This is a genomic window from Pseudomonas sp. BN102 (genome assembly GCF_029871245.1).
GTDB lineage: Bacteria > Pseudomonadota > Gammaproteobacteria > Pseudomonadales > Pseudomonadaceae > Metapseudomonas.
On record NZ_SSON01000041.1, the window covers coordinates 14903 to 33904 of the forward strand.

A 19002-nucleotide genomic window follows, 5' to 3' on the forward strand; every position below is an offset into this window, starting at 1 on the left:
GGTGGCGCCCGGCGCCGCCCGCAGTCGCAACAGAGGTGAGCGATGGCCAACTCCTATGAAATGATGCCTGCCCGCGTGACCGCGGTGGAGCAGGCGACCCCCCTGATCAAGCGCTTCACCCTGGAGCGTACCGACGGCCAGCCGCTGCCGGCTTTCACCGGCGGCAGCCACATCATCGTGCAGATGAAGGGCGCCGACGGCCGGCAGTTCAGCAACGCGTATTCGCTGATGAGCGACCCGGCAGACACCTCCAGCTATCAGATCGGCGTGCGCCTGGAAGAGCAGTCCAAGGGCGGTTCGGCCTTCATGCACCAGCAGGTGGAAGTGGGCAGTGAACTGGTGATCTCCAATCCGAACAACCTGTTCGCCATCGATCCTTCCGCCGGCAGGCACGTGCTGATCGCCGGCGGCATCGGCATCACCCCCTTCCTCGCCCAGCTCCCGGAGCTGCGCGCCCGGGGCGCCGAATACCAACTGCACTACGCCTTCCGCAGCCCGGAACACGGCGCCTTCCAGGCTGACCTGGCCGAGGGCCCCCATGCCGAGCAGGTGCGCTTCCATGTCGACAGCTTGGGCACCCAGCTCAACCTGTCCGAGTTGATCGGCAACCTGGACGCCGATGCCCACCTCTACGTCTGCGGTCCCAAGCCGCTGATCGATGCGGTAATCGCCACTGCCAAGGTCCAGGGCGTGAGTGACGCCCGCGTGCACTGGGAACAGTTCGCCGCCGCGCCAGCCACTGGTGGCGCCTTCACCGTGGTGCTGGCCAAGTCCGGCCGCGAGCTGCAGGTGGAGGAGGGCATGACCATTCTCCAGGCCATCGAGAAGACCAATGCCGCCGGGGTGGAATGCCTGTGCCGCGAGGGGGTCTGCGGCACCTGCGAAACGCGCATCCTCGAAGGCGAGGCCGAGCACTTCGACCAGTACCTCAGCGACGAGGAAAAGGCGGCCCAGCAAACCATGATGCTGTGCGTGTCGCGGGCCAAGGGGCAGCGCCTGGTCCTCGACCTGTAGCGGGCGCTGGCAGGGGCGGAGCTGGCGACGTGTATACTGCGTCGCCTGGCTCAGGGACATGTCTTGCCATGACAGAAAACAGCTTCGCCTTCCGCCTCAAAGAACTGCTCGAACACCAGAAACTGACTCTCCAGGCCGTAGCCACGGTGCTCGGCATTTCGCGCACCGCCGTGCACAAATGGACCCGTGGCGGCGAGATCGACTACGACAACCTGCGCAAGCTGGCGACCTTCCTCAAGGTCAACTGGATCTGGCTGCGCTACGGCGACGAGGCCCTGCAGGATGCCCAGCACGTCGAGGTGCAGGACCTGCCCATGACCGATGTGCGGCGCAAGTACACCGCCGAGATCATGGAAAGCGAAGCGCGCATGAAGCTGGCCCAGGAAAGCGCGGGCATCGTCAACTGGGAATGGAACCTGATCACCGACGAAGTCTCCTACTCGGCCAACGTCGAGGCTGTGTACGGCTGGCCGGTGCGCCGCAACGAGGATTTCTGGGCGCATCTGCATCCCGAGGACGTGGAGGCTCTGCAAGCCATCTACCGCGAGTGCGTAGCCGAGGGCAAAGGCTACGAATTCGACTTCCGCATCTTCCATCCCAATGGCGAGCAACGCTGGATCACCTCCCGCGCCACCTCCCTGCAGGACAGCGCCGGGCGCTCGGTGAAAATGGTCGGCGTGAGCCTGGACAGCACGGAACGCAAACGGGTGGAGGATGAACTGCGGCAGAGCGAGGAGCGCTTCCGCGCCATCTTCGAACTGGCCGGCGGCGCCCTGGCCTACATCGGCCTGGACGGGCAGTGGCAACGGGTCAATCAGCCGCTCTGCCAGCTGCTGGGCTATGACGCCGAAGAGCTCGCCGGCCTGACCTTTCACGCGCTCACCCACCCCGACGACCTCGCCGCGAACCTGGCCCAGATCAGGCGATTGCTGGACGGCGAAGAATCCGTCAGCACCATGGAAAAACGCTTCCGCCGCAAGGACGGCAGCTACATCTGGGTGAAGGTCCGCACCTCGGTTCAGCGCAATGCCCGCGACGGCAATCCGGAGCATCTGATCAGCGTCTACGACGACATCACCGCCGCCCGCGCCGAGCACCAGGCGCTGGAGGCGCGGGTGGCGGAGCTGGAGGCGCAGTTGCGGGAGTTGCAGGGGCGCTAGGACACTTGGACGTTCCGTAGGTTGGTGCTGAGCCTGCGAAGCCCAACATTCCTGACTGCGGGCTCAGCGTCGTTGGGCTTCGTGGAACTCAGCCCAACCTACGATGCGACGGCGGGCCTGCAGCCCGTTTTCGCGATTGAAATCGCCCCCCCAGGACCGGCCAGTCCCTCAATCGACCATCAATTCAACCCGTACCGCGCCAGCTCGTCGCGGGTCAGCACGCGCATGCTTGTGGGTTCAATGCCGTTCATCTCGTTCAGCAGGCCAAGCGGCACGTTCATTTCCTTGAAGTAGGCCGCCGGGCTGTAGCGGGGGCCGACAGAGGAGTCGGCTAGCGCCGAATCGCCATTGGGGAAGTAGGGCCGGTGCAGGCCGACATAGCCGCGCACGCTTCTGTTGCGGCCAGCCGCGAGCAGGTAGACACAGCTGCCCTGGCAGACGCCATCGGTCGGTACCATGGTGTCGAAGCCGGTTTCCCGCAGCAGGCGTCCCATGCGGATGGCCTCGGTCACGCTGCCGCCGATGTTGTCCAGCAGCACCAGCTTGCGAGCGAACGCGCCGGGGTTGTCGCGAATACCCTTCATCAGTGCCTCGTAGTCACCCGGGGCGATGTCCCCGGAAATCTCCACGGCGAGTATCCGGCCCACCTTATTGTGCTGGACGGGCTGGACCTCCACCTTGGCGAAGGTGGCGGCCGAAGAAAGGGCGGCAAGGCAGAAAACAGCGGCCCGGAATGCGCGACTGCTCATGGATCAGGCGGGTCCTGTGGGGTGCGGATGGCGATAACCCGAGAAGATACCTGCAAAGGGGCCGGGGCTCCATATGCGGGAACCCTGGTGCGCATGGCGCACCCTACTGGGTGTCAGGTCGTATCCCGGATGAGATCCGGGACCGGGGCATCAGTCCCAGTCATCCGGCTTCTTGTTCTTGCTCGGGGCGTTGTCGCTCATGCGCTTCACATCCGGCGCCGGAACCTGCTGCGGGGGCTGGCTGGGGCCCGGGGGCCTGGGCGCGGGTGTGCGCACATTCGGGTCGGTGTTCATCGCGGGCTCCTTTGGCGGGTTCCTTTCCCTAAGCCCAGCACAACCTGGGTCGGTTCGACGACCGCCGGTCGCCCGGCGGTCTGACGGGCATACACTGGAGCCATCGGTGAACGTGGAGGTTAGGCCATGAGCAGCAATGTCGACTTGAACCAGCGGCCCCCCTACGACCAGGTGATCCAGGACATCGCCGACTATGTGCTGGATTACCGGGTCGAGTCTACGGAGGCCCTGGATACCGCGCGCAACTGCCTGATGGACAGCCTCGGTTGCGCCTTGCTGGCGTTGCGTTTTCCCGAGTGCACCAAGCTGCTCGGCCCGCAGGTGGAGTGCACCCAGGTGCCACATGGCGCGCGGGTGCCGGGCACCAGCTATCGACTAGACCCGGTCAAGGCCGCCTGGGACCTGGGGGCGATGATCCGCTGGCTGGATTTCAACGACACCTGGTTGGCGGCCGAATGGGGCCACCCCTCGGATAACCTCGGCGGCATTCTCGCGGTGGCCGACCACTTGTCACAGCGGCGCGTGGCCCGGGGCGAGGCACCGCTGACGATGCGGGTGGTGTTGGAGGCCATGGTCAAGGCCCACGAAATCCAGGGGGTGTTCGCCCTGGAGAACTCCTTCAACCGAGTCGGCCTGGACCATGTAGTGCTGGTCAAGCTGGCGTCCACCGCGGTCTGCGCCTGGCTGATGGGTGCCGATCGCGAGCAACTGCTCTCGGCCGTTTCCCACGCTTTCGTCGACGGCCAGTCGCTGCGCACCTACCGCCATGCGCCGAACGCCGGCTCGCGCAAGTCCTGGGCCGCCGGCGACGCCACCAGCCGCGGCGTGCGCCTGGCCGATATCGCCCTGCGTGGCGAGATGGGCATTCCCGGCGTCCTGAGCGCTTCCGAATGGGGCTTCTACGACGTGTCCTTCAGCCACACCAACAAGGACCTGGCGACGAAACCGGAGGACAAGCGCCGCTTCAGCCTGCCCCAGGGCTTCGGCTGCTACGTGATGGAGAACATCCTGTTCAAGGTCAGCTTCCCGGCCGAGTTCCACGGCCAGACCGCGTGCGAAGCGGCGGTGCGCCTGCATCCGCAGGTCAAGGACCGCCTGCTGGAGATCGATCGCATCCGCATCGTCACCCAGGAATCGGCCATCCGCATCATTTCCAAGGTCGGCCCCCTGGCCAACGCCGCCGACCGCGACCACTGCATCCAGTACATGACTGCCGTGGCCCTCGTCTTTGGTGGGCTGGTCGCCGAACACTACGAGGACGACTTCCACCAGGCCCACCCGATCATCGATCAGCTGCGCGGCAGGATGGAGATAGTCGAGGACCCGCGTTACAGCCGTGAATACCTGGAGCCCGACAAACGCTCCATCGCCAATGCCGTGCAGGTGTTCTTCAAGGACGGCAGCAGTACGCTGCAGGTGGAGGTCGAATACCCCATTGGCCACCGCCGCCGGCGCAGCGAAGGCATCCCACTGCTGGAAGACAAGTTCAGGGCCAGCCTGGCAACCCACTTCGCACCCCAGCGCTGCGCGCAGATATTCGCGCTATGCAAGGACCAGGCGGCGCTGGAGGCGACTGCAGTGGACCGCTTCATGGAGCTGTTCGCAGGCTGAGGGCTGGCGCCGCTGCCAGCGGCTCCTCGGGATAGGTCGTTGGTGGCCATCGTTTCGTGACTGGTCGTCAGGCTACGCCCTGCGCGCGATAGAAGGCTCCTATACTTTATGGACTTTGGTCGGGCGCGTTTCGCGTTCCGTTGGAGAGGGGTCGGCAGGGCTGCGGGATGTTTGCCGCGTGCCGGATGATGGCTGGCCGAGAGGCCGGCAGGTGAGACCCCATGAGCGCTGTAAAGGGTTTCGCGGGATCGGCTGCAAGCCTTTTGCGGCCCAGCAGCCTGATTTCAAGTGCCTTGTTCGTCATCTTGCTGGTGGCGCTGGCGGGGTGCGCCTCGCGGGCCCCTGAGCCACCGCCAGTAGTGGTTTCGGCAAGCACCTGGCGGCAGGTCGACCGCGACATCGCCGCCGCGTCGCTAGTTGCGACAGGCCAGGCCAAGCGCTACGCCCAGGAATCCATGGAAAGCTGGATGGATCTGGTCTACAAGCGCACCGACACCGACTTCATTCCCTGGTTCTCCAGCTATTGGACCCGTCAATGGCTGAGCATGAAGGTGGCCTGGTACCGAATGAGCTCCGACGGCGAGAAGGAGCACACGGTTAACCGCCTTGCCGGCTACCTGCAGGAGGAATACAACGACCGCGTACTGGACCCGGTGGCCGGGGAAATCGATCCCGATGGGGTCATGGCACAGGCCACCAGCCTCTACGTCCGCCAGCTTGAGGCAAGCCTGCAGGCGATCCCCCAACGCCGTGGCGTGCCCATGGACCAGTTCGACCAGCACCTGCGGAAGATCCCGGCGATCGAGCTGGCTCCGCCCCCCGAGCACAGCGCCTCGCTTTACCAGCTCGTCCACGCCGATCCCCTCGAAGAGCTGCCGGCCTACGTCGCCCTGATCGACCGCGTCAGCAACACCCCGAGTGGCGCGGGTGCCTGGATGACGGACGCCGGATTGTCATCGATAACCCTGCGGACCAGCGAGCAACTGGAGTCCGAGATGGCCACCAGTGGCGTGGCCAGCGTCATAGGTACTATCGCCGGGCGGGTTGCCGGCACCGTGATCTCTATCGGCGTAGCGGGATTCACCGCCATGGCCCGGGAAAATGAACGACCGGCCATGGAGAAGAGGCTGCGCACGAACCTCAACGCCGCTTTCGACGAGGAATGGCTGGAGCTGATGCGCAATCCCGACACCGGCGTAATGGCCGGGGTCTACCACTTGTCCGGGCAGATCGAGGGAAGCCTCAGCCGGACGGAAACCCTGCCCATCCAGTTCGAGCCGGTGCCCAGGGTAGTGCCCTTGCCTGGAGAGTGAGGGGGCGAATCAGCAAGGCTAGGACGGCCGCGTCAGTGATAGCAGTACATCGGCGTACCACGCGCAGTTCAGGCCCAGGGCCTCGTCCAGCTCGGCATCGCGCGATCTGTCATCCAGGCGCGAGGAGTGCACGCCGAGCAGTATCCACGGGAAGTCCGCTTCATTGCCTCCCGTCGTGCGCATCACCACGGGAGCGCCGCTGCTGCCCCGATGGGTCCGCGCATCCACCAGGAAGTAGCCTTTGCCCTGGAAGCGCAAGCCGAATGGCGAGGCGACTATGCCGTGGCGTGCTACCGGCGTGCGGTGCAGGGCATCGTGAAAACCGAGTGGATAGCCGATCACCAGCAGCGAGCTGCCCACCTCGACGGTGTCGCCGCGATTGAGCAACTGCTGCTCGCTGAAGGGCCGGTACAGCGCCGTTGGCGGAAGCACGGCGCGGTCCAGTTCAAGGCTGGCGACATCGACCGGGCCGGCATCATCGGTGACCTGGCGCCAAAGGCTCAAGCCATTCCGATAGAGCGGGAGACGCACCTGTGCCACTTCCGCCAGGTTCTCGGCGTTGGTGTGCAGTTCCAGGGTCAGGTGGCTGGGAAAATGAGCGCTCGGCTCATCGAACAGGACGTGCCCGCTGGTCACCAGGAATAGTCGGCCACCCGTCGCGAAGAGGAAGCCGGTGGCGTTGGTCAGGCCTGTTTCGCCGTTGAAGGTACGGATGAGCACTGTGCTCAGCAGCAACGGGTCGATTGGTGGTTTCAAGCAGTAACCGTCCACCCTGTCACTCCTGGCTGCGACTCAGCTGTACGTCCCTCAACGACCTGCAGGTGGCGAAAGGGGGATGGGCACCAAACGGGCGGCAAGCCCATCTCGACGGGGCCTGGTTTGCGGTCAGGCGAGCTGCACCTGTTCGGCCTGCGGCCCCTTGGCACCCTGGGTAACCACGAACGTCACGGCCTGGCCTTCGCTCAGGCTCTTGAAACCGGTGCCTTCGATCGCACGGAAGTGTACGAACACGTCAGGGCCCTGTTCGGGGGTAATGAAACCGAAGCCTTTTTCATCGTTGAACCATTTGACGGTGCCGCGTTGACGATTGGACATTTCGCATCTCCCGGGTTTTCTGGACGACCGGCAACCACCGTGCGCAGCCTGCCGGGCTGAGTGCAAAGTAGTAGAGAGACCGAGGCGATGAAGAACGGCGGGTCATCAGATCAGTGTCGCAGTGACACTCTGCACAGCAGCCAAATGACTATACAACCTTGGTGATGGACCGCCCGGCCAGTTGCCGGGAAACCGCCGAACGGTGAGTCCGCTCCCAAGCCCACACCGTGCGGGTGAGGGGCTGTGCAGGCATTTGCCGGGGCCTGGCAGACGAAGGCACAGGGTCGGGAAATGGCCGTACCCAGTGGCCTCCCTGCGCAGTTCGGGGATGTTCAGGTGCCCGGAAAATAAACCTGTACAAAGCCGCCCAACCGGGTATAGTCGCGCCACTGTTCTGCAGTCGTCTCTGCGATACTTGGCTTGATGCTCTGATTGATATTCTTACATCTCCTTGATTCGTTACAGGCTTCGCAACTCAGTAACTTCCTGAATTTGAATTCAGGATTATTTGGTTATCAACTTGGAGATATGAAATGTCCAATCGTCAATCTGGCACCGTCAAGTGGTTCAACGATGAAAAAGGCTTCGGCTTCATCACCCCGACCGAAGGCCCGGATGTATTCGTACACTTCCGCGCCATCGAAAGCACTGGCTTCAAGAGCCTCGCTGAAGGCCAGGCCGTGACCTTCGAAGTGGTCAAGGGCCCGAAAGGCCTGCAGGCGGAAAAAGTCCAGGCAGTCTGAGACTTTCCGGCAAAGAAAGCCCCGCATTGCGGGGCTTTTTCATTTTCGATGTCCGATAGTTGAAATAACCCACCAGGCTGATCGCTGGTGTGGATCATTTTGTTATTCGCAAGCTCCTGGATCCGCGGGCAATTTGTATCGCGATAGCAATCCCTGTGCTTTGGCCGGCATGGTTCATCGTCCTGAAGAGTTCCACATGCTTGGTTATCAGGTTAAATATCAGGAAATATCGATCGGCGGAATGGAGTTCAATATCCGCTCGCTGTTCGATCATCAGCAGTATCACGATCCCGAACTCGAAGCGGAGCGCCTGGGCATCTGCCCCGACAGCTGGCCCCTATTCGGCCAGGTCTGGCCATCGGGCCAGGTCCTCGCGCGCTCCATGCTGACGATGGACATTGCGGGAAAGCGCATCCTCGAAGTGGGCGCCGGCCTCGCGCTGGCCAGCCTGGTGGTGCATCGACGCGGGGGCGATATCACAGTCAGCGACTATCACCCGATGATTCCCGAATTCCTCGATGAAAACCTGCGGCTGAACAATCTCGCCCCGATCAAATACCAGGCTGCGGATTGGTCCAAGGTCAACGAAGAACTGGGCATGTTCGACCTGATCATCGGCAGCGACCTCATCTACGAATGGGACCAGCCAGCCCTGCTCGCCGACTTCATCGACCGTCATTCGGCAGATAAGGTGGACGTGTTCATCGTCGACCCCAACCGGCCCAACAGGTCCGCGCTCTGCGAGGAAATGTCCGAGCTGGAATATGCGGGAAGCATCAGCCAGGCGGATTGCATCCTCGGCAATGGCGAGGCCTTCCAGGGCTCGCTGCTGCATTTCCAGCGCGACGATGCCCGGTTCAATCAGTAAACAGGCTGACCCGGCTCGCGCCGTGCCTCAAGCGGGATGATTGTTCATCCAGTGCCGGGCAATCTCCTCCCGCCGGCAGATCCACACCGCGTCGTGACCTTGAACATGATCGAGGAAGCGGGCCAGGGCCATCGCCCGGGCGGGATGGCCGCTGATGCGGCCGTGGAGGCCGACGCTCATCATCTTCGGCTGCTTCGCGCCCTCCTGCCAGAGCAGGTCGAAGGCGTCCTTGAGCAGGCGGAAGAAGTCCTCCCCGGAGGCAAAGCCATTCGGCAACAGATAGCGGGCATCGTTGTTGACCAGGGTGTAGGGAATCACCAGGTGCGGCGGCGAGCCGGGGAGCCAGTAGGGCAGGTCATCGTTGTAGGCGTCCGAACTGTAGAGCAACCCACCTTCCTCGCGCAGCAGGCGCCGGGTGTTCGGGCTGACCCGCCCCGTATACCAGCCCACCGGCCGCTTGCCGCAGAGGCGCTCGATAACCTCGAGGGTCAGGCGGATATGGCGGCGCTCTTCGTCTTCCGGGATGCGGCGATAGTCGAGCCAGCGGTAGCCATGTCCTGCGACCTCGTGGCCGGCAGCGCCGAGCGCCTGGCCAATCTCGGGGGCAAGCTCCAGGGCCCGGCCCACGGCGAAGGCGGTCAGCGGCAAGCTCCGCGCATTGAACAGATCGAGGATGCGCCACACGCCGGCCCGAGAGCCGTATTCGTACATGCCCTCGACGCTCAGGTCGCGCTCGCCCAGGCGTGGCGGCCGGCCCGGAAGCTCGTGGAGATAGGCTTCGGACTGGGCATCGCCATTGAGGATGCAGGACTCCGCGCCTTCCTCGACATTCAGTACGAATTGCAGCGCGATGCGGGCATTCCCCGGCCAGTGCGGCTGGGGTGGGTGGCCGCCGTAACCGATCAGGTCGCGCTCGGCCATCAGCCCAGCTCGAAGGTGGTGACGCCGAAGACCCGCTCGTGCCTGAGCACGGGAGCGGGGCCGAGATACATCCGTGCGCAGCCGAAGACTTCGGTCATCCCGTGTCGCCGCACGAGCGCCATTGCCGCCGGGTTGTTCTCCGGCGCGTCGAGGAACAGCGGGCCGCCTGCGGCGAACAGGGCCAGGTGCGCGTAGAGCGCTTCGGCAGCCTGGGCGTCGTCGGCGAACAACGGGCCGATCTTGCAACCCTCCGCGCAGCGCCGCACCACGCCATAGCCGCTCAGCTCGCCATCGCGCCGGCAGGCGAGGGCGAGCGCATCGGGCTGGGCTATCCAGCCGCTGAGGAAGGTCGGGCGCGGGGCAGGGAAGCAGGTGCGGTCGTAGTCGAGCACCTGTTCGAAGGGAAGGGCGCCCAGCGGCACCAGTTCTTCGTCGCCAGGCGGTGGGACGGCCGGGCGCCCGGGGATCTCCGCGCGAAAACGCAGGTTGCGATGGGAAAACACGAAACCGCCCTTGGCGTAGTAGTCCTGCATGGCGAAGACACCATCCATGCCGATGCTCGCTCCGGTTTTCAGGCGGGCGATCAACCGCTCGCGGCGGGCGTGCCAGAGGGTGTTGCCGAGGCCCTGCCCGCGGTACTCCGGGCGGACGATGAAAAATCCCATGAACCCGAACTCGCCGCCATAGGAGGTGATGGCGCCGCCGCCGATCAGCTCGCCGTCCAGCTGGGCCGCGATGAAGGCGGCGGGGTCCGTGCCCCAGAACAGCCCTGCATCGTGAAGGCCGGGATTCCAGCCTTCACGCGCGGCCCAGGCGACGAGCTCGTCCAGCTCGGAACGGGTCATGTTGCGTATCACCAGCTGGTCCGGCATCGCGAAGCTCTCCCCGGTGGCGAGTCGAGCGCGGGTCCGCGTTCGAATGCTTTCGGTATAGCGTCAACCCGCGGCGCGCTCCAGCTTCCGTGGCGGGCGCGTCAGTCGAATCCCTTGAAGACCGCGAAGGCTTCGACGGGCGCCCGCTCGGAGCGAAGGCCATTGACCGGTGCCTCGGGTTCGGGATGACCGAGGGCCATGCCGCAATAGACCAGCTCCCGTTCGGGCAGCTCGAAATGCCGGTGCAGGCTCTCGCGTACCATGCCCCAGGCCTCCTGCATGCAGGTCGCCAGCCCCTGCTCCTCGGCGGCCAGGGCCAGCGACTGCATGAACATGCCGAGGTGGGCCCACTGCCCGTGGCCCATGCAGCGATCTATGACGAAGAAGATCCCGACCGGCGCGCCGAAGAATTGATAGTTGCGCGCCACCTGGCGCAGGCGCGCGGGCTTGTCTTCCCGGGGAATGCCCAGCAGCGCGTACAGGTCTTCGCCGATCTTGTAGCGCCGGGAGCGGTAGGGCTCCTCGAGGCCCTCGGGATAGATGGGGAATTCACCTGCCTCGCCCTTGGGCGCGTTCAGCAGGGTTTCCACCGCGAGGCGTTCCAGCGCCGTCTTCTCGGCGCCGCTGACCACAATCACCTTCCAGGGCTGCAGGTTGCCGCCCGATGGCGACCAGCGCGCACTGTCGAGCAGGCGATGCACGGTCGCCTGGTCGACGGGCTGGTCGGTGAAGGCGCGGATCGACATGCGTTTTCTCAGGAGTTCGGCTACGGACATCGATGGGGTCCTCATGGCGGGCGCCGCGCGACGGCGCCGGGGAGTCCGTCAGCGCAGGTGCGCTGGCGGAATGGAGTAAGTGCCCACGACATGGGCCACCGGCTCGGCAAGGCCTTCCGAATAAAGCGAAACCTCGCCGATCGCCAGGGTCTTGCCGACTTTCATCAGCCGGCATTCGCCCCTGATGCGCTGGCGGGCTTCGGGCTTCCTGAGGAAATTGATGGTCAGACTGGTGGTGACGGCCAGGGGGACGATACCGATCTCGCCGAGCAAGGCGACATAGAGCGCCACGTCGGCTATGGCCATCAGCGTCGGCCCCGATACCGTGCCGCCAGGGCGCAGGTCCGCCTCGCCCACGTCCTGGGATACCGTCGCGCAGCGGTCGCCGACCGCCTCTACGACCACCCGGGTCTGGGGGAACTCTGTCTTGATGAATCGAGCAATCTGTTCTTTGTCGGCCACACCGGACTCCCTGTTAGCTGACGAACGCCAGGACGGCCAGCAAGGCTTCGCCGGCTCGTCGCCATCAGCGCGAGACAGCCTTCGGCAAGGGCGCAGGGGCCTTGCGCGACGCGGCTATCGAGCGCACGAAAGGTATGACGCTGCCACAACGCCAAGCGACAAGGCAATCGGGGCGAGCCAGGGTGGGGTTCCGGATGGGCGTTTCAGGCGTCGCGCAGGAGGTCGTGGGCATCGAGCAGGCGGAAGGCGATTTCCGGGTGCTTCTCCAGTCCCCGACGGATGGCCGCCGGTATCGACTGGCGGGTCTTGCGGCAGAGGCCGGGCAGTTCGTCGATGCGGATGTCGATGCCGCGCATGCTGCGCACTTCGTTGAAGCCCGGGGCGATCGCCAGGCGAATACCCAGCTGTTCGTACAACCGCCGCTGCATGCGTTCGAGGTCGTCCAGGCTCTGCAGGTTTTCCAGCCGATCGAGCAGGCGCCGCTCCTCCTGGCGAGTCAGGAGCAGGATGCGCAGGTCGGCGCCGGGCGCTTCCTGCAATTGCTCGCGCCCGCAATTGCAGGCGCCGGGTGGGCAGGGCTGGCGGATCGGAAGTGAGGACGTCATGGACACCGATCATAGCCATGGGGATTCACCCTTGCCCATAGGCGCCATTCACGATCTGGCGAGCGGCACCGATGCCGGCCGAGCGCGACTATGCTGGTTGTCACGGAGCTGCGCAGTCATCTCGACGATGTGCCGGCTGCCCGGCTCGTGCGCCGGGCCATCCACGATCAGCCAGCTGAAGGAGAGCATTGATGGGGAACACCCTGGAACTGCTGGTCAAGCGCGACCAGATCACCGAATGCCGCGTCCGGGAAGGCCAGTTTCAGGCTGGGGATCTTGGCGAAGGACAGGCGCTGCTGCGTATCGACCGCTTCGCCTTCACCGCCAACAACGTCACCTATGCCGCCCTGGGCGAGACGATGCGCTATTGGCAGTTCTTTCCCGCCGGGGAGGAGGGGATGGGCATCATCCCGGTCTGGGGCTTCGCCGAGGTGGTGAAGTCGAACTGCGCGGGGCTGGAAATTGGCGAGCGCTTCTTCGGCTTCTACCCCATGGCCAGCCACCTGCGGGTGACGCCGGACAAGGTGCAGCCCAGCGGCTTCGTCGACGCCGCGGCGCATCGCCAGGGCTTGCCGCCGCTCTACAACCAGTATCTGAACTGCGCCAGCGATGGGCTCTATCGTGGCGACACCGAAGCGCTGCAGATGCTGCTGCGGCCGCTCTTCACCACCTCCTTCCTGCTCGACGGTTTCCTCGCCGCGCAGCAGTTCTTCGGCGCTCAGGACGTGGTGGTGATCAGCGCATCGAGCAAGACCGCCATCGGCATGGCCTACCTGCTGACGCGCAGCCGCAAGGCCCGTGGCAAGGACTACCAGGTGGTCGGCCTGACCTCGCCGGGCAACAAGGCCTTCGTCGAGATGCTGCGCTGCTATGACCGGGTGCTGAGCTACGACGAACTGGGCCAGCTGAATGGCGAGCGGCCTTCGGTGCTGGTGGATTTCGCGGGTAACGGCCAGCTGTTGACCCTACTGCACGGCCAACTGGCGCCGACACTGAAGTACAGCTGCATGGTCGGCGCGTCCCATTGGAACCAACGCCAGGGCCGTGGCGCCGCGTTGCCCGGGCCGAAGCCGACGATGTTCTTCGCCCCGCAGGAGGCCCAGCGCCTCATCCAGGAGGTGGGCGGCCAGGTCTTCCAGCAGGCCCTGATGGAGCGCTGGCAGGCGTTCGCCGACTACACCCAGCAATGGTTGGTCATGGAATACGGCCACGGCCCGGCCGCCGTGATGTCCGCCTACCAGGACGTGTTGATGGGCCGCGTCGGCCCGCGGGTGGGGCACCTGCTGTCGATGTAGCGGCCGGCCACCTAGCGGAGAAAGTCCCCTACGGCCTGGAGCACCAGGCCGGCGTTCTCCCGGTGGGGTACATGGCCGCAGTCATCGATCAGCAGGACCTGGGAGTGATTCCGGGTCAGCTGCGCAATCCGCTGGGGGTGGGCGGCCGAGCCGAATTCGTCCTGCCCGCCGTGGATCGCCAGGACCGGGCAATCCAGCCGCTGCACCTCGGCCTCCAGGTTCCAGCCGGCGAACTCGGGCGATAGCCAGGTCTCGGTCCAGGCATCCAGCACCCAGCGTGCCTTTTCGCCGTGATATCGGCTCAGCCGCTCCAGCTGGCCTACCGCCTGGAACCCCTGCTTGGCCACGCGGATGCCTGCCAGCGTGCGGTCCTCGACGAAGGCCTGGGCCGACTCGGTGACCAGCGCCTGACAATGCGTCCGGTGGCGGTCCGCGCAGTGGACCGCCATGCCGCCACCGACGCTATGGCCGAAGGCGATGAAGTCGCGGATACCCAGTTGCTCCTTCAGCGCCGAGAAGGCGTATTCCGCCTCGTTGCCGACAAAACCGACCGACAACTCGCCCGGATGGGCATCCGACCTGCCGAAGCCGAGCCGATCGTAGGCGACGACCGCCTTGCCCGTGGCGGCGGCGAGTTGGGCGGGGAAGTCTCGCCACAGCTCGACGCAGCCGAGGGAGTCATGGAACAGGACGATGGGCGCATCCTCAGCGGACAGGCCCTGCCGGTCGGCGCTCCAGATGCAGGCGAAGAGCCGGCCGTGGCCGGTTTCGACGCAAAGGTCCCGGGAGTGGATGGGGGTTGGCACGGGTTACCTCGATGGTTCAGGGGCGGTTGCATGGGCCGCCGGCAATCGTTGCGGGCGACAGTAGCAAAAAAGCACTTCGCGAATAACCAGAAAACGGTGGTGCTGACTATCCTCTCGCCCCCCTGGCACTCCACCGGCGCATCCCTTTAAGCTGCGTCTTTCTCCCCAAGGAAGACCTCCATGACCACCGCACTCCTGATCATCGACGTCCAGCGCGCGCTCAGTGTCGGCGACGAAGCCGCCTTCGAGATCGACCGGGTCATCGACAGGATCAACGCCATCAGCGCTCAGGCCAGGGAGGCTGGCGCTCCGGTGTTCCTGATCCAGCACGAAGAGGCCAGTGGGGCCTTCCGCTTCGGCAGCGAGGGCTGGCAGCTCGCCGAGTCGCTTGCGGCATTGCCGGGCGATATCCGGGTGCGCAAGACCACGCCGGACTCCTTCCACCAGACCGCGCTGCACCAGACGCTCCAGGAGCGCGGGATCAAGCGATTGATCGTTTGCGGCGCGCAGAGCGATTTCTGCGTCGATACCACAGTGCGACGCGCTCTGGCGCTGGGCTACGAGGTGGTCCTGGTGGCGGACGCCCATTCGACTCTGGACAACGGGGTGCTCTCGGCCGCGCAGATCATCGCCCACCACAACGTCACCCTCGGCAACATGACCAGCTTCGGCGTCCGCGCTGCGGTGGTTCCCGCCGAAGCGGTACGCATCGAGGCCTGACTTCACCCAAGCTCCCTTCAACCCACGGGATACTCGGAGAAAGTCCTTGATGGACGCTTCTCCGCGCGGGTGATGCAGTGGATCAACCGCAGCAGCGCCGGCATGCTGGCGCTGCTCGCCCTGGGTTTGACCCTGTGCCGTCGCCACGAATCGCGCTGAAATCCGGTTCGCTCCGCGCCGGCGACGCCGAGCAGCGTTCAGGCTGCCAGGTTGAGCTGCCAGGACACGCCGAAACTATCGTTCAGCCAGCCGAAGCGTTGGCTGAAGCCGTAGTTGTCCAGGGGCATCAGCACCTCGCCGCCCTGCGACACTCGCCGAAAACCCGCTCCTGCTCCTCGGCGGATTCGCACTCGACGAAGATCGAACTCGATGGGGTAAAGGAAAAAGCGTGCTGCACCGGGCTGTCCGAGCACATGAACTCGCGGCCTGCGAGGGCGAAGACCGCGACTTTCACCGTACCGGCCGGCCCCGACTCGCCCTCGGCGTAGTAGCTGGCCTGGATGATGCGTGAGTGCGGGAAAAGCGAAACGTAGAACTCCATCGCCGCCTGTGCCTGGCCCGTGAACATCAGGAAGGGAGTGATCGAATCTGCCATTGCTCACCTCGATAGGCATTGCGCCGCGAAACTGTCAGGGGTGAATTTTTAGCAGAGTCGGCAGAAGGCCGCCCACCGGGTCCGCCCGTTGGCTGGCAAGGTTGCAAGGCAAAAAAGGACCGTTACGGAGCCAAGGCGCATTCCGGCACTGCATTCCGTAACGGCCAAACTCCATGAACGATGAGCGTTCTCAGAATGCATCCTTCTCGCATTTGGCGGTGCGCCACTGGAGCGAGCCAATTGACCGTTCGGTATGTCGCTCCGCCAGTGGCGGGCCAGGAGCCCGCAGCCGCCCCCATCATGCGCTACCAGCCCTGCAGACGCAGCTTCCCGGAGCAATTGCCGGAGGTGGCTCGCCGTATCGACCCGTTGCCCATATCCCTCGACAGGTGTTACCCATCTATCCCGGCTGAACACATGGCGCACCCTACGAAGGGCCGAGCACCGGAGTCATACCTCGGCTGCGCGGGTGGGCCGCCCCTTTCAGTGGGTGGGGCAAGCCCAGGCGTTGCTGGAGGAGGGGGGCGAGGTTCTGCTTTCGCGAATGATTTCGCGCCTACACAAACAAGAAGCCCCGCACCAGGCGGGGCTTCTGCGTTACCAGGTTCGCGATGGAGGCTTAGGCCTGGACCACCGGGATCTTGGCGTTGGCCGCGGCGTCCTTGTACTCGGCGATCTGGTCGAAGGACAGGTAGCGGTAGATATCGGCCGCCATGCTGTCGATGTTCTTCGCGTAGCCCATGTACTCCTCGACGGTCGGCAGTTTGCCCAGGATCGAGGCAACGGCCGCCAGTTCGGCGGAGGCCAGGTAGACGTTGGTGGCGTCGCCCAGGCGGTTGGGGAAGTTACGGGTGGAGGTGGAGACCACGGTGGCCCCGGTCTGCACGCGCGCCTGGTTGCCCATGCACAGCGAGCAACCCGGCATTTCCATGCGGGCGCCGGCCTTGCCGTAGATGCCGTAGTAGCCTTCCTCGGTCAGCTGGTGCTGGTCCATCTTGGTCGGCGGCGCCAGCCACAGACGGGTCGGGATGCCGCCCTTGACCTTGTCCAGCAGCTTGCCGGCGGCGCGGAAGTGCCCAATGTTGGTCATGCAGGAACCGATGAACACTTCGTCGATCTTGTCGCCGGCCACGGTGGACAGCAGGCGGGCATCGTCCGGGTCGTTCGGCGCGCAGAGCACGGGCTCCTTGACGTCGGCCAGGTCGATCTCGATGACGGCGGCGTATTCGGCGTCGGCGTCGGCGGCCAGCAGGTTCGGCTGGGCCAGCCAGGCTTCCATCGCCTGGGCGCGGCGCTCCAGGGTGCGGGCGTCGCCGTAGCCTTCGCCGATCATCCAGCGCAGCAGGGTGATGTTGGAGCGCAGGTACTCGGCGATGGCCGCTTCCGGCAGCTTGATGGTGCAACCGGCGGCGGAACGTTCGGCCGAGGCGTCGGACAGCTCGAAGGCCTGCTCGACGGTCAGCTCGTTGAGGCCTTCGATCTCGAGGATGCGGCCGGAGAAGATGTTCTTCTTGCCTTTCTTCTCGACGGTGAGCAGGCCGGCCTGGATGGCGTAGTAGGGGATGGCATGCACCAGGTCACGCAGGGTGATCCCGGGCTGCATCTTGCCCTTGAAGCGCACCAGGACCGATTCCGGCATGTCCAGCGGCATCACGCCGGTGGCGGCGGCGAAGGCCACCAGGCCGGAGCCGGCCGGGAAGGAGATGCCGATCGGGAAGCGGGTGTGCGAGTCGCCACCGGTGCCGACGGTGTCCGGCAGCAGCATGCGGTTCAGCCAGCTGTGGATGATGCCGTCGCCCACTTTCAACGAGACGCCACCGCGATTGCGCATGAAGTCCGGCAGGCTGTGGTGGGTGCGCACGTCCACCGGCTTGGGGTAGGCGGCGGTGTGGCAGAAGGACTGCATCACCAGGTCGGCGGAGAAGCCGAGGCAGGCGAGGTCTTTCAGCTCGTCGCGGGTCATCGGGCCAGTGGTGTCCTGGGACCCGACGGTGGTCATCTTCGGCTCGCAGTAGGTGCCCGGGCGCACGCCCTGGCCTTCGGCGAGACCGCAGGCGCGGCCGACCATCTTCTGTGCCAGGGTGAAGCCCTTGCCGCTGTCGACCGGGGCTTCCGGCTTCTGGAACAGGTCGGAGGCGCCCAGGCCCAGTTCGGCACGGGCCTTCTCGGTCAGGCCGCGGCCGATGATCAGCGGGATACGGCCGCCGGCGCGGACTTCGTCCAGCAGCACCGGGGTCTTCAGCTCGAAGCTGGCCAGCAGTTCCTCGCTGCCATGGCGGCAGACTTTCCCGGCGTAGGGATAGACGTCGATCACGTCGCCCATGGCCAGGTTGGCGACATCGAATTCGATCGGCAGGGCACCGGCGTCTTCCATGGTGTTGTAGAAGATCGGGGCGATCTTGTTGCCGAAGCAGAAGCCACCGGCGCGCTTGTTCGGCACGAAGGGGATGTCGTCGCCGAAGAACCACAGCACCGAGTTGGTGGCGGACTTGCGCGAGGAGCCGGTGCCGACCACGTCACCGACGTAGGCGACCGGGAAGCCCTTGGCCTTGACCGCTTCGATCTGCTGCAGCGGACCGACGGAGCCGGGCTGGATCGGCTCGATGCCGTCGCGGGCCATTTTCAGCATGGCCAGGGCGTGCAGCGGGATGTCCGGGCGGGACCAGGCGTCCGGCGCCGGCGACAGGTCGTCGGTGTTGGTTTCGCCGGGGACCTTGAACACGGTCAGGGTCACTTTTTCCGGCACGGCCGGCTTGTTGACGAACCACTCGCCGTCGGCCCAGGACTTGAGCACGGCTTGCGCGGAGGCGTTGCCTTGCTTGGCGCGCTCGGCGACGTCGTGGAAGGCGTCGAACATCAGCAGGGTGTGCTTCAGCTGCTCGGCGGCGACGGTGGCCAGCTCGGCGCTGTCCAGCAGCTCGACCAGGGTGGCGATGTTGTAGCCGCCCTGCATGGTGCCCAGCAGTTCGGTGGCGCGCGCTTTGGAGATCAGCGGGGAGGTGGCTTCGCCCTTGGCGATAGCGGAGAGCAAACCGGCTTTGACGTAGGCGGCTTCGTCGACGCCCGGCGGAACACGGTTGGTGATCAGGTCGAGGAGGAAGGC

19 protein-coding genes and 1 pseudogene are annotated in these 19002 nt (G+C 65.1%); 8 read left to right on the forward strand and 12 right to left on the reverse strand.

What is annotated here, in order from left to right; all coding sequences use genetic code 11:
* Positions 1–42: 42 nt before the first annotated feature.
* Positions 43–1014 (forward strand): PDR/VanB family oxidoreductase, encoded by a 972-nt coding sequence (locus E8F12_RS08135; RefSeq protein ID WP_280324744.1) that lies wholly within the window; start codon positions 43–45, stop codon positions 1012–1014.
* 68 nt (positions 1015–1082) lie between these two features.
* Positions 1083–2174, forward strand: coding sequence for a PAS domain S-box protein (locus E8F12_RS08140; RefSeq protein ID WP_280324745.1), 1092 nt, complete (start codon positions 1083–1085; stop codon positions 2172–2174).
* Positions 2175–2353: 179 nt separating this feature from the next.
* On the opposite strand, the gene E8F12_RS08145 is transcribed toward E8F12_RS08140, so the two are convergent.
* Positions 2354–2923: a hypothetical protein gene (locus E8F12_RS08145; RefSeq protein WP_280324746.1), complete on the reverse strand. Its 570-nt coding sequence runs from the start codon at positions 2921–2923 to the stop codon at positions 2354–2356.
* 150 nt (positions 2924–3073) lie between these two features.
* Positions 3074–3217: a hypothetical protein gene (locus E8F12_RS08150; RefSeq protein WP_280324747.1), complete on the reverse strand. Its 144-nt coding sequence runs from the start codon at positions 3215–3217 to the stop codon at positions 3074–3076.
* 126 nt (positions 3218–3343) lie between these two features.
* On the opposite strand from E8F12_RS08150, the gene prpD reads away from it, so the two are divergent.
* Complete coding sequence (prpD, locus tag E8F12_RS08155; protein ID WP_280324748.1) at positions 3344–4828, forward strand: 2-methylcitrate dehydratase; 1485 nt, start codon at positions 3344–3346, stop codon at positions 4826–4828.
* Positions 4829–5121: 293 nt separating this feature from the next.
* On the forward strand, positions 5122–6141 hold the full coding sequence (locus tag E8F12_RS08160; RefSeq protein ID WP_280324750.1) for a hypothetical protein: 1020 nt from the start codon (positions 5122–5124) through the stop codon (positions 6139–6141).
* 18 nt (positions 6142–6159) lie between these two features.
* Here E8F12_RS08160 and E8F12_RS08165 read toward each other — a convergent pair whose 3' ends face one another.
* Positions 6160–6897: a serine protease gene (locus E8F12_RS08165; protein WP_280324751.1), complete on the reverse strand. Its 738-nt coding sequence runs from the start codon at positions 6895–6897 to the stop codon at positions 6160–6162.
* Between the two features lie 129 nt (positions 6898–7026).
* Entirely contained in the window at positions 7027–7236 is a 210-nt protein-coding gene (locus tag E8F12_RS08170; RefSeq protein ID WP_280289675.1) for a cold-shock protein, read from the reverse strand.
* Between the two features lie 533 nt (positions 7237–7769).
* Here E8F12_RS08170 and E8F12_RS08175 point away from each other — a divergent pair.
* Both E8F12_RS08175 and E8F12_RS08180 read left to right on the forward strand, forming a co-directional pair.
* Complete coding sequence (locus tag E8F12_RS08175; RefSeq protein WP_280289674.1) at positions 7770–7979, forward strand: cold-shock protein; 210 nt, start codon at positions 7770–7772, stop codon at positions 7977–7979.
* A 241-nt stretch (positions 7980–8220) separates the two neighbouring features.
* A complete protein-coding gene (locus E8F12_RS08180) occupies positions 8221–8847 on the forward strand; it encodes an SAM-dependent methyltransferase (protein ID WP_280324752.1) in 627 nt (208 codons plus the stop codon).
* Positions 8848–8874: 27 nt separating this feature from the next.
* Here the strand turns inward: E8F12_RS08180 and puuE are convergent, their stop codons facing one another.
* The 5 genes from puuE to E8F12_RS08205 all read right to left on the reverse strand — a co-directional run bounded on the left by puuE (position 8875) and on the right by E8F12_RS08205 (position 12483).
* Positions 8875–9768 carry an allantoinase PuuE gene (gene puuE, locus E8F12_RS08185; protein ID WP_280324753.1) on the reverse strand — a complete coding sequence of 298 codons (894 nt, stop codon included), beginning with the start codon at positions 9766–9768 and terminating at the stop codon, positions 8875–8877.
* Positions 9768–10640: a GNAT family N-acetyltransferase gene (locus tag E8F12_RS08190; protein WP_280324754.1), complete on the reverse strand. Its 873-nt coding sequence runs from the start codon at positions 10638–10640 to the stop codon at positions 9768–9770. The genes puuE and E8F12_RS08190 overlap by 1 nt, the downstream gene beginning before the upstream one ends.
* Positions 10641–10741: 101 nt before the next feature.
* Complete coding sequence (locus E8F12_RS08195; protein WP_280324755.1) at positions 10742–11416, reverse strand: nitroreductase; 675 nt, start codon at positions 11414–11416, stop codon at positions 10742–10744.
* A gap of 48 nt (positions 11417–11464) precedes the next feature.
* Entirely contained in the window at positions 11465–11878 is a 414-nt protein-coding gene (locus E8F12_RS08200) for a PaaI family thioesterase (protein WP_280324756.1), read from the reverse strand.
* Positions 11879–12081: 203 nt separating this feature from the next.
* The gene (locus tag E8F12_RS08205) at positions 12082–12483 is read right to left on the reverse strand and encodes a hypothetical protein (protein WP_280324757.1); all 402 of its coding nucleotides are present in this window, start codon (positions 12481–12483) and stop codon (positions 12082–12084) included.
* 191 nt (positions 12484–12674) lie between these two features.
* On the opposite strand from E8F12_RS08205, the gene E8F12_RS08210 reads away from it, so the two are divergent.
* Positions 12675–13778 carry a DUF2855 family protein gene (locus tag E8F12_RS08210; RefSeq protein WP_280324758.1) on the forward strand — a complete coding sequence of 368 codons (1104 nt, stop codon included), beginning with the start codon at positions 12675–12677 and terminating at the stop codon, positions 13776–13778.
* Between the two features lie 11 nt (positions 13779–13789).
* Here the strand turns inward: E8F12_RS08210 and E8F12_RS08215 are convergent, their stop codons facing one another.
* Positions 13790–14584, reverse strand: coding sequence for an alpha/beta hydrolase (locus E8F12_RS08215; RefSeq protein ID WP_280324759.1), 795 nt, complete (start codon positions 14582–14584; stop codon positions 13790–13792).
* A gap of 180 nt (positions 14585–14764) precedes the next feature.
* Here E8F12_RS08215 and E8F12_RS08220 point away from each other — a divergent pair, with 180 nt between their 5' ends.
* Positions 14765–15304, forward strand: a complete 540-nt coding sequence (locus E8F12_RS08220) for a cysteine hydrolase family protein (RefSeq protein ID WP_280324760.1) — start codon at positions 14765–14767, stop codon at positions 15302–15304.
* A 197-nt stretch (positions 15305–15501) separates the two neighbouring features.
* Here E8F12_RS08220 and E8F12_RS08225 read toward each other — a convergent pair.
* Positions 15502–15899, reverse strand: a pseudogene (locus E8F12_RS08225) (VOC family protein).
* A 619-nt stretch (positions 15900–16518) separates the two neighbouring features.
* On the reverse strand, positions 16519–19002 hold a 2484-nt coding region (gene acnB, locus E8F12_RS08230; RefSeq protein WP_280324247.1), incomplete at its 5' end, for a bifunctional aconitate hydratase 2/2-methylisocitrate dehydratase.

What these genes read in the sequence shown, in the direction of transcription:
- prpD (WP_280324748.1), top strand. Translation starts at nt 3,344, where the DNA reads ATGAGCAGCAATGTCGACTTGAACCAGCGGCCCCCCTACGACCAGGTG.
- E8F12_RS08170 (WP_280289675.1), bottom strand. Translation starts at nt 7,236, where the DNA reads ATGTCCAATCGTCAACGCGGCACCGTCAAATGGTTCAACGATGAAAAA.
- E8F12_RS08140 (WP_280324745.1), top strand. Translation starts at nt 1,083, where the DNA reads ATGACAGAAAACAGCTTCGCCTTCCGCCTCAAAGAACTGCTCGAACAC.
- E8F12_RS08175 (WP_280289674.1), top strand. Translation starts at nt 7,770, where the DNA reads ATGTCCAATCGTCAATCTGGCACCGTCAAGTGGTTCAACGATGAAAAA.
- E8F12_RS08205 (WP_280324757.1), bottom strand. Translation starts at nt 12,483, where the DNA reads ATGACGTCCTCACTTCCGATCCGCCAGCCCTGCCCACCCGGCGCCTGC.
- E8F12_RS08220 (WP_280324760.1), top strand. Translation starts at nt 14,765, where the DNA reads ATGACCACCGCACTCCTGATCATCGACGTCCAGCGCGCGCTCAGTGTC.
- E8F12_RS08195 (WP_280324755.1), bottom strand. Translation starts at nt 11,416, where the DNA reads ATGTCCGTAGCCGAACTCCTGAGAAAACGCATGTCGATCCGCGCCTTC.
- puuE (WP_280324753.1), bottom strand. Translation starts at nt 9,768, where the DNA reads ATGGCCGAGCGCGACCTGATCGGTTACGGCGGCCACCCACCCCAGCCG.
- E8F12_RS08145 (WP_280324746.1), bottom strand. Translation starts at nt 2,923, where the DNA reads ATGAGCAGTCGCGCATTCCGGGCCGCTGTTTTCTGCCTTGCCGCCCTT.
- E8F12_RS08210 (WP_280324758.1), top strand. Translation starts at nt 12,675, where the DNA reads ATGGGGAACACCCTGGAACTGCTGGTCAAGCGCGACCAGATCACCGAA.
- E8F12_RS08190 (WP_280324754.1), bottom strand. Translation starts at nt 10,640, where the DNA reads ATGCCGGACCAGCTGGTGATACGCAACATGACCCGTTCCGAGCTGGAC.
- E8F12_RS08135 (WP_280324744.1), top strand. Translation starts at nt 43, where the DNA reads ATGGCCAACTCCTATGAAATGATGCCTGCCCGCGTGACCGCGGTGGAG.
- E8F12_RS08180 (WP_280324752.1), top strand. Translation starts at nt 8,221, where the DNA reads ATGGAGTTCAATATCCGCTCGCTGTTCGATCATCAGCAGTATCACGAT.
- E8F12_RS08150 (WP_280324747.1), bottom strand. Translation starts at nt 3,217, where the DNA reads ATGAACACCGACCCGAATGTGCGCACACCCGCGCCCAGGCCCCCGGGC.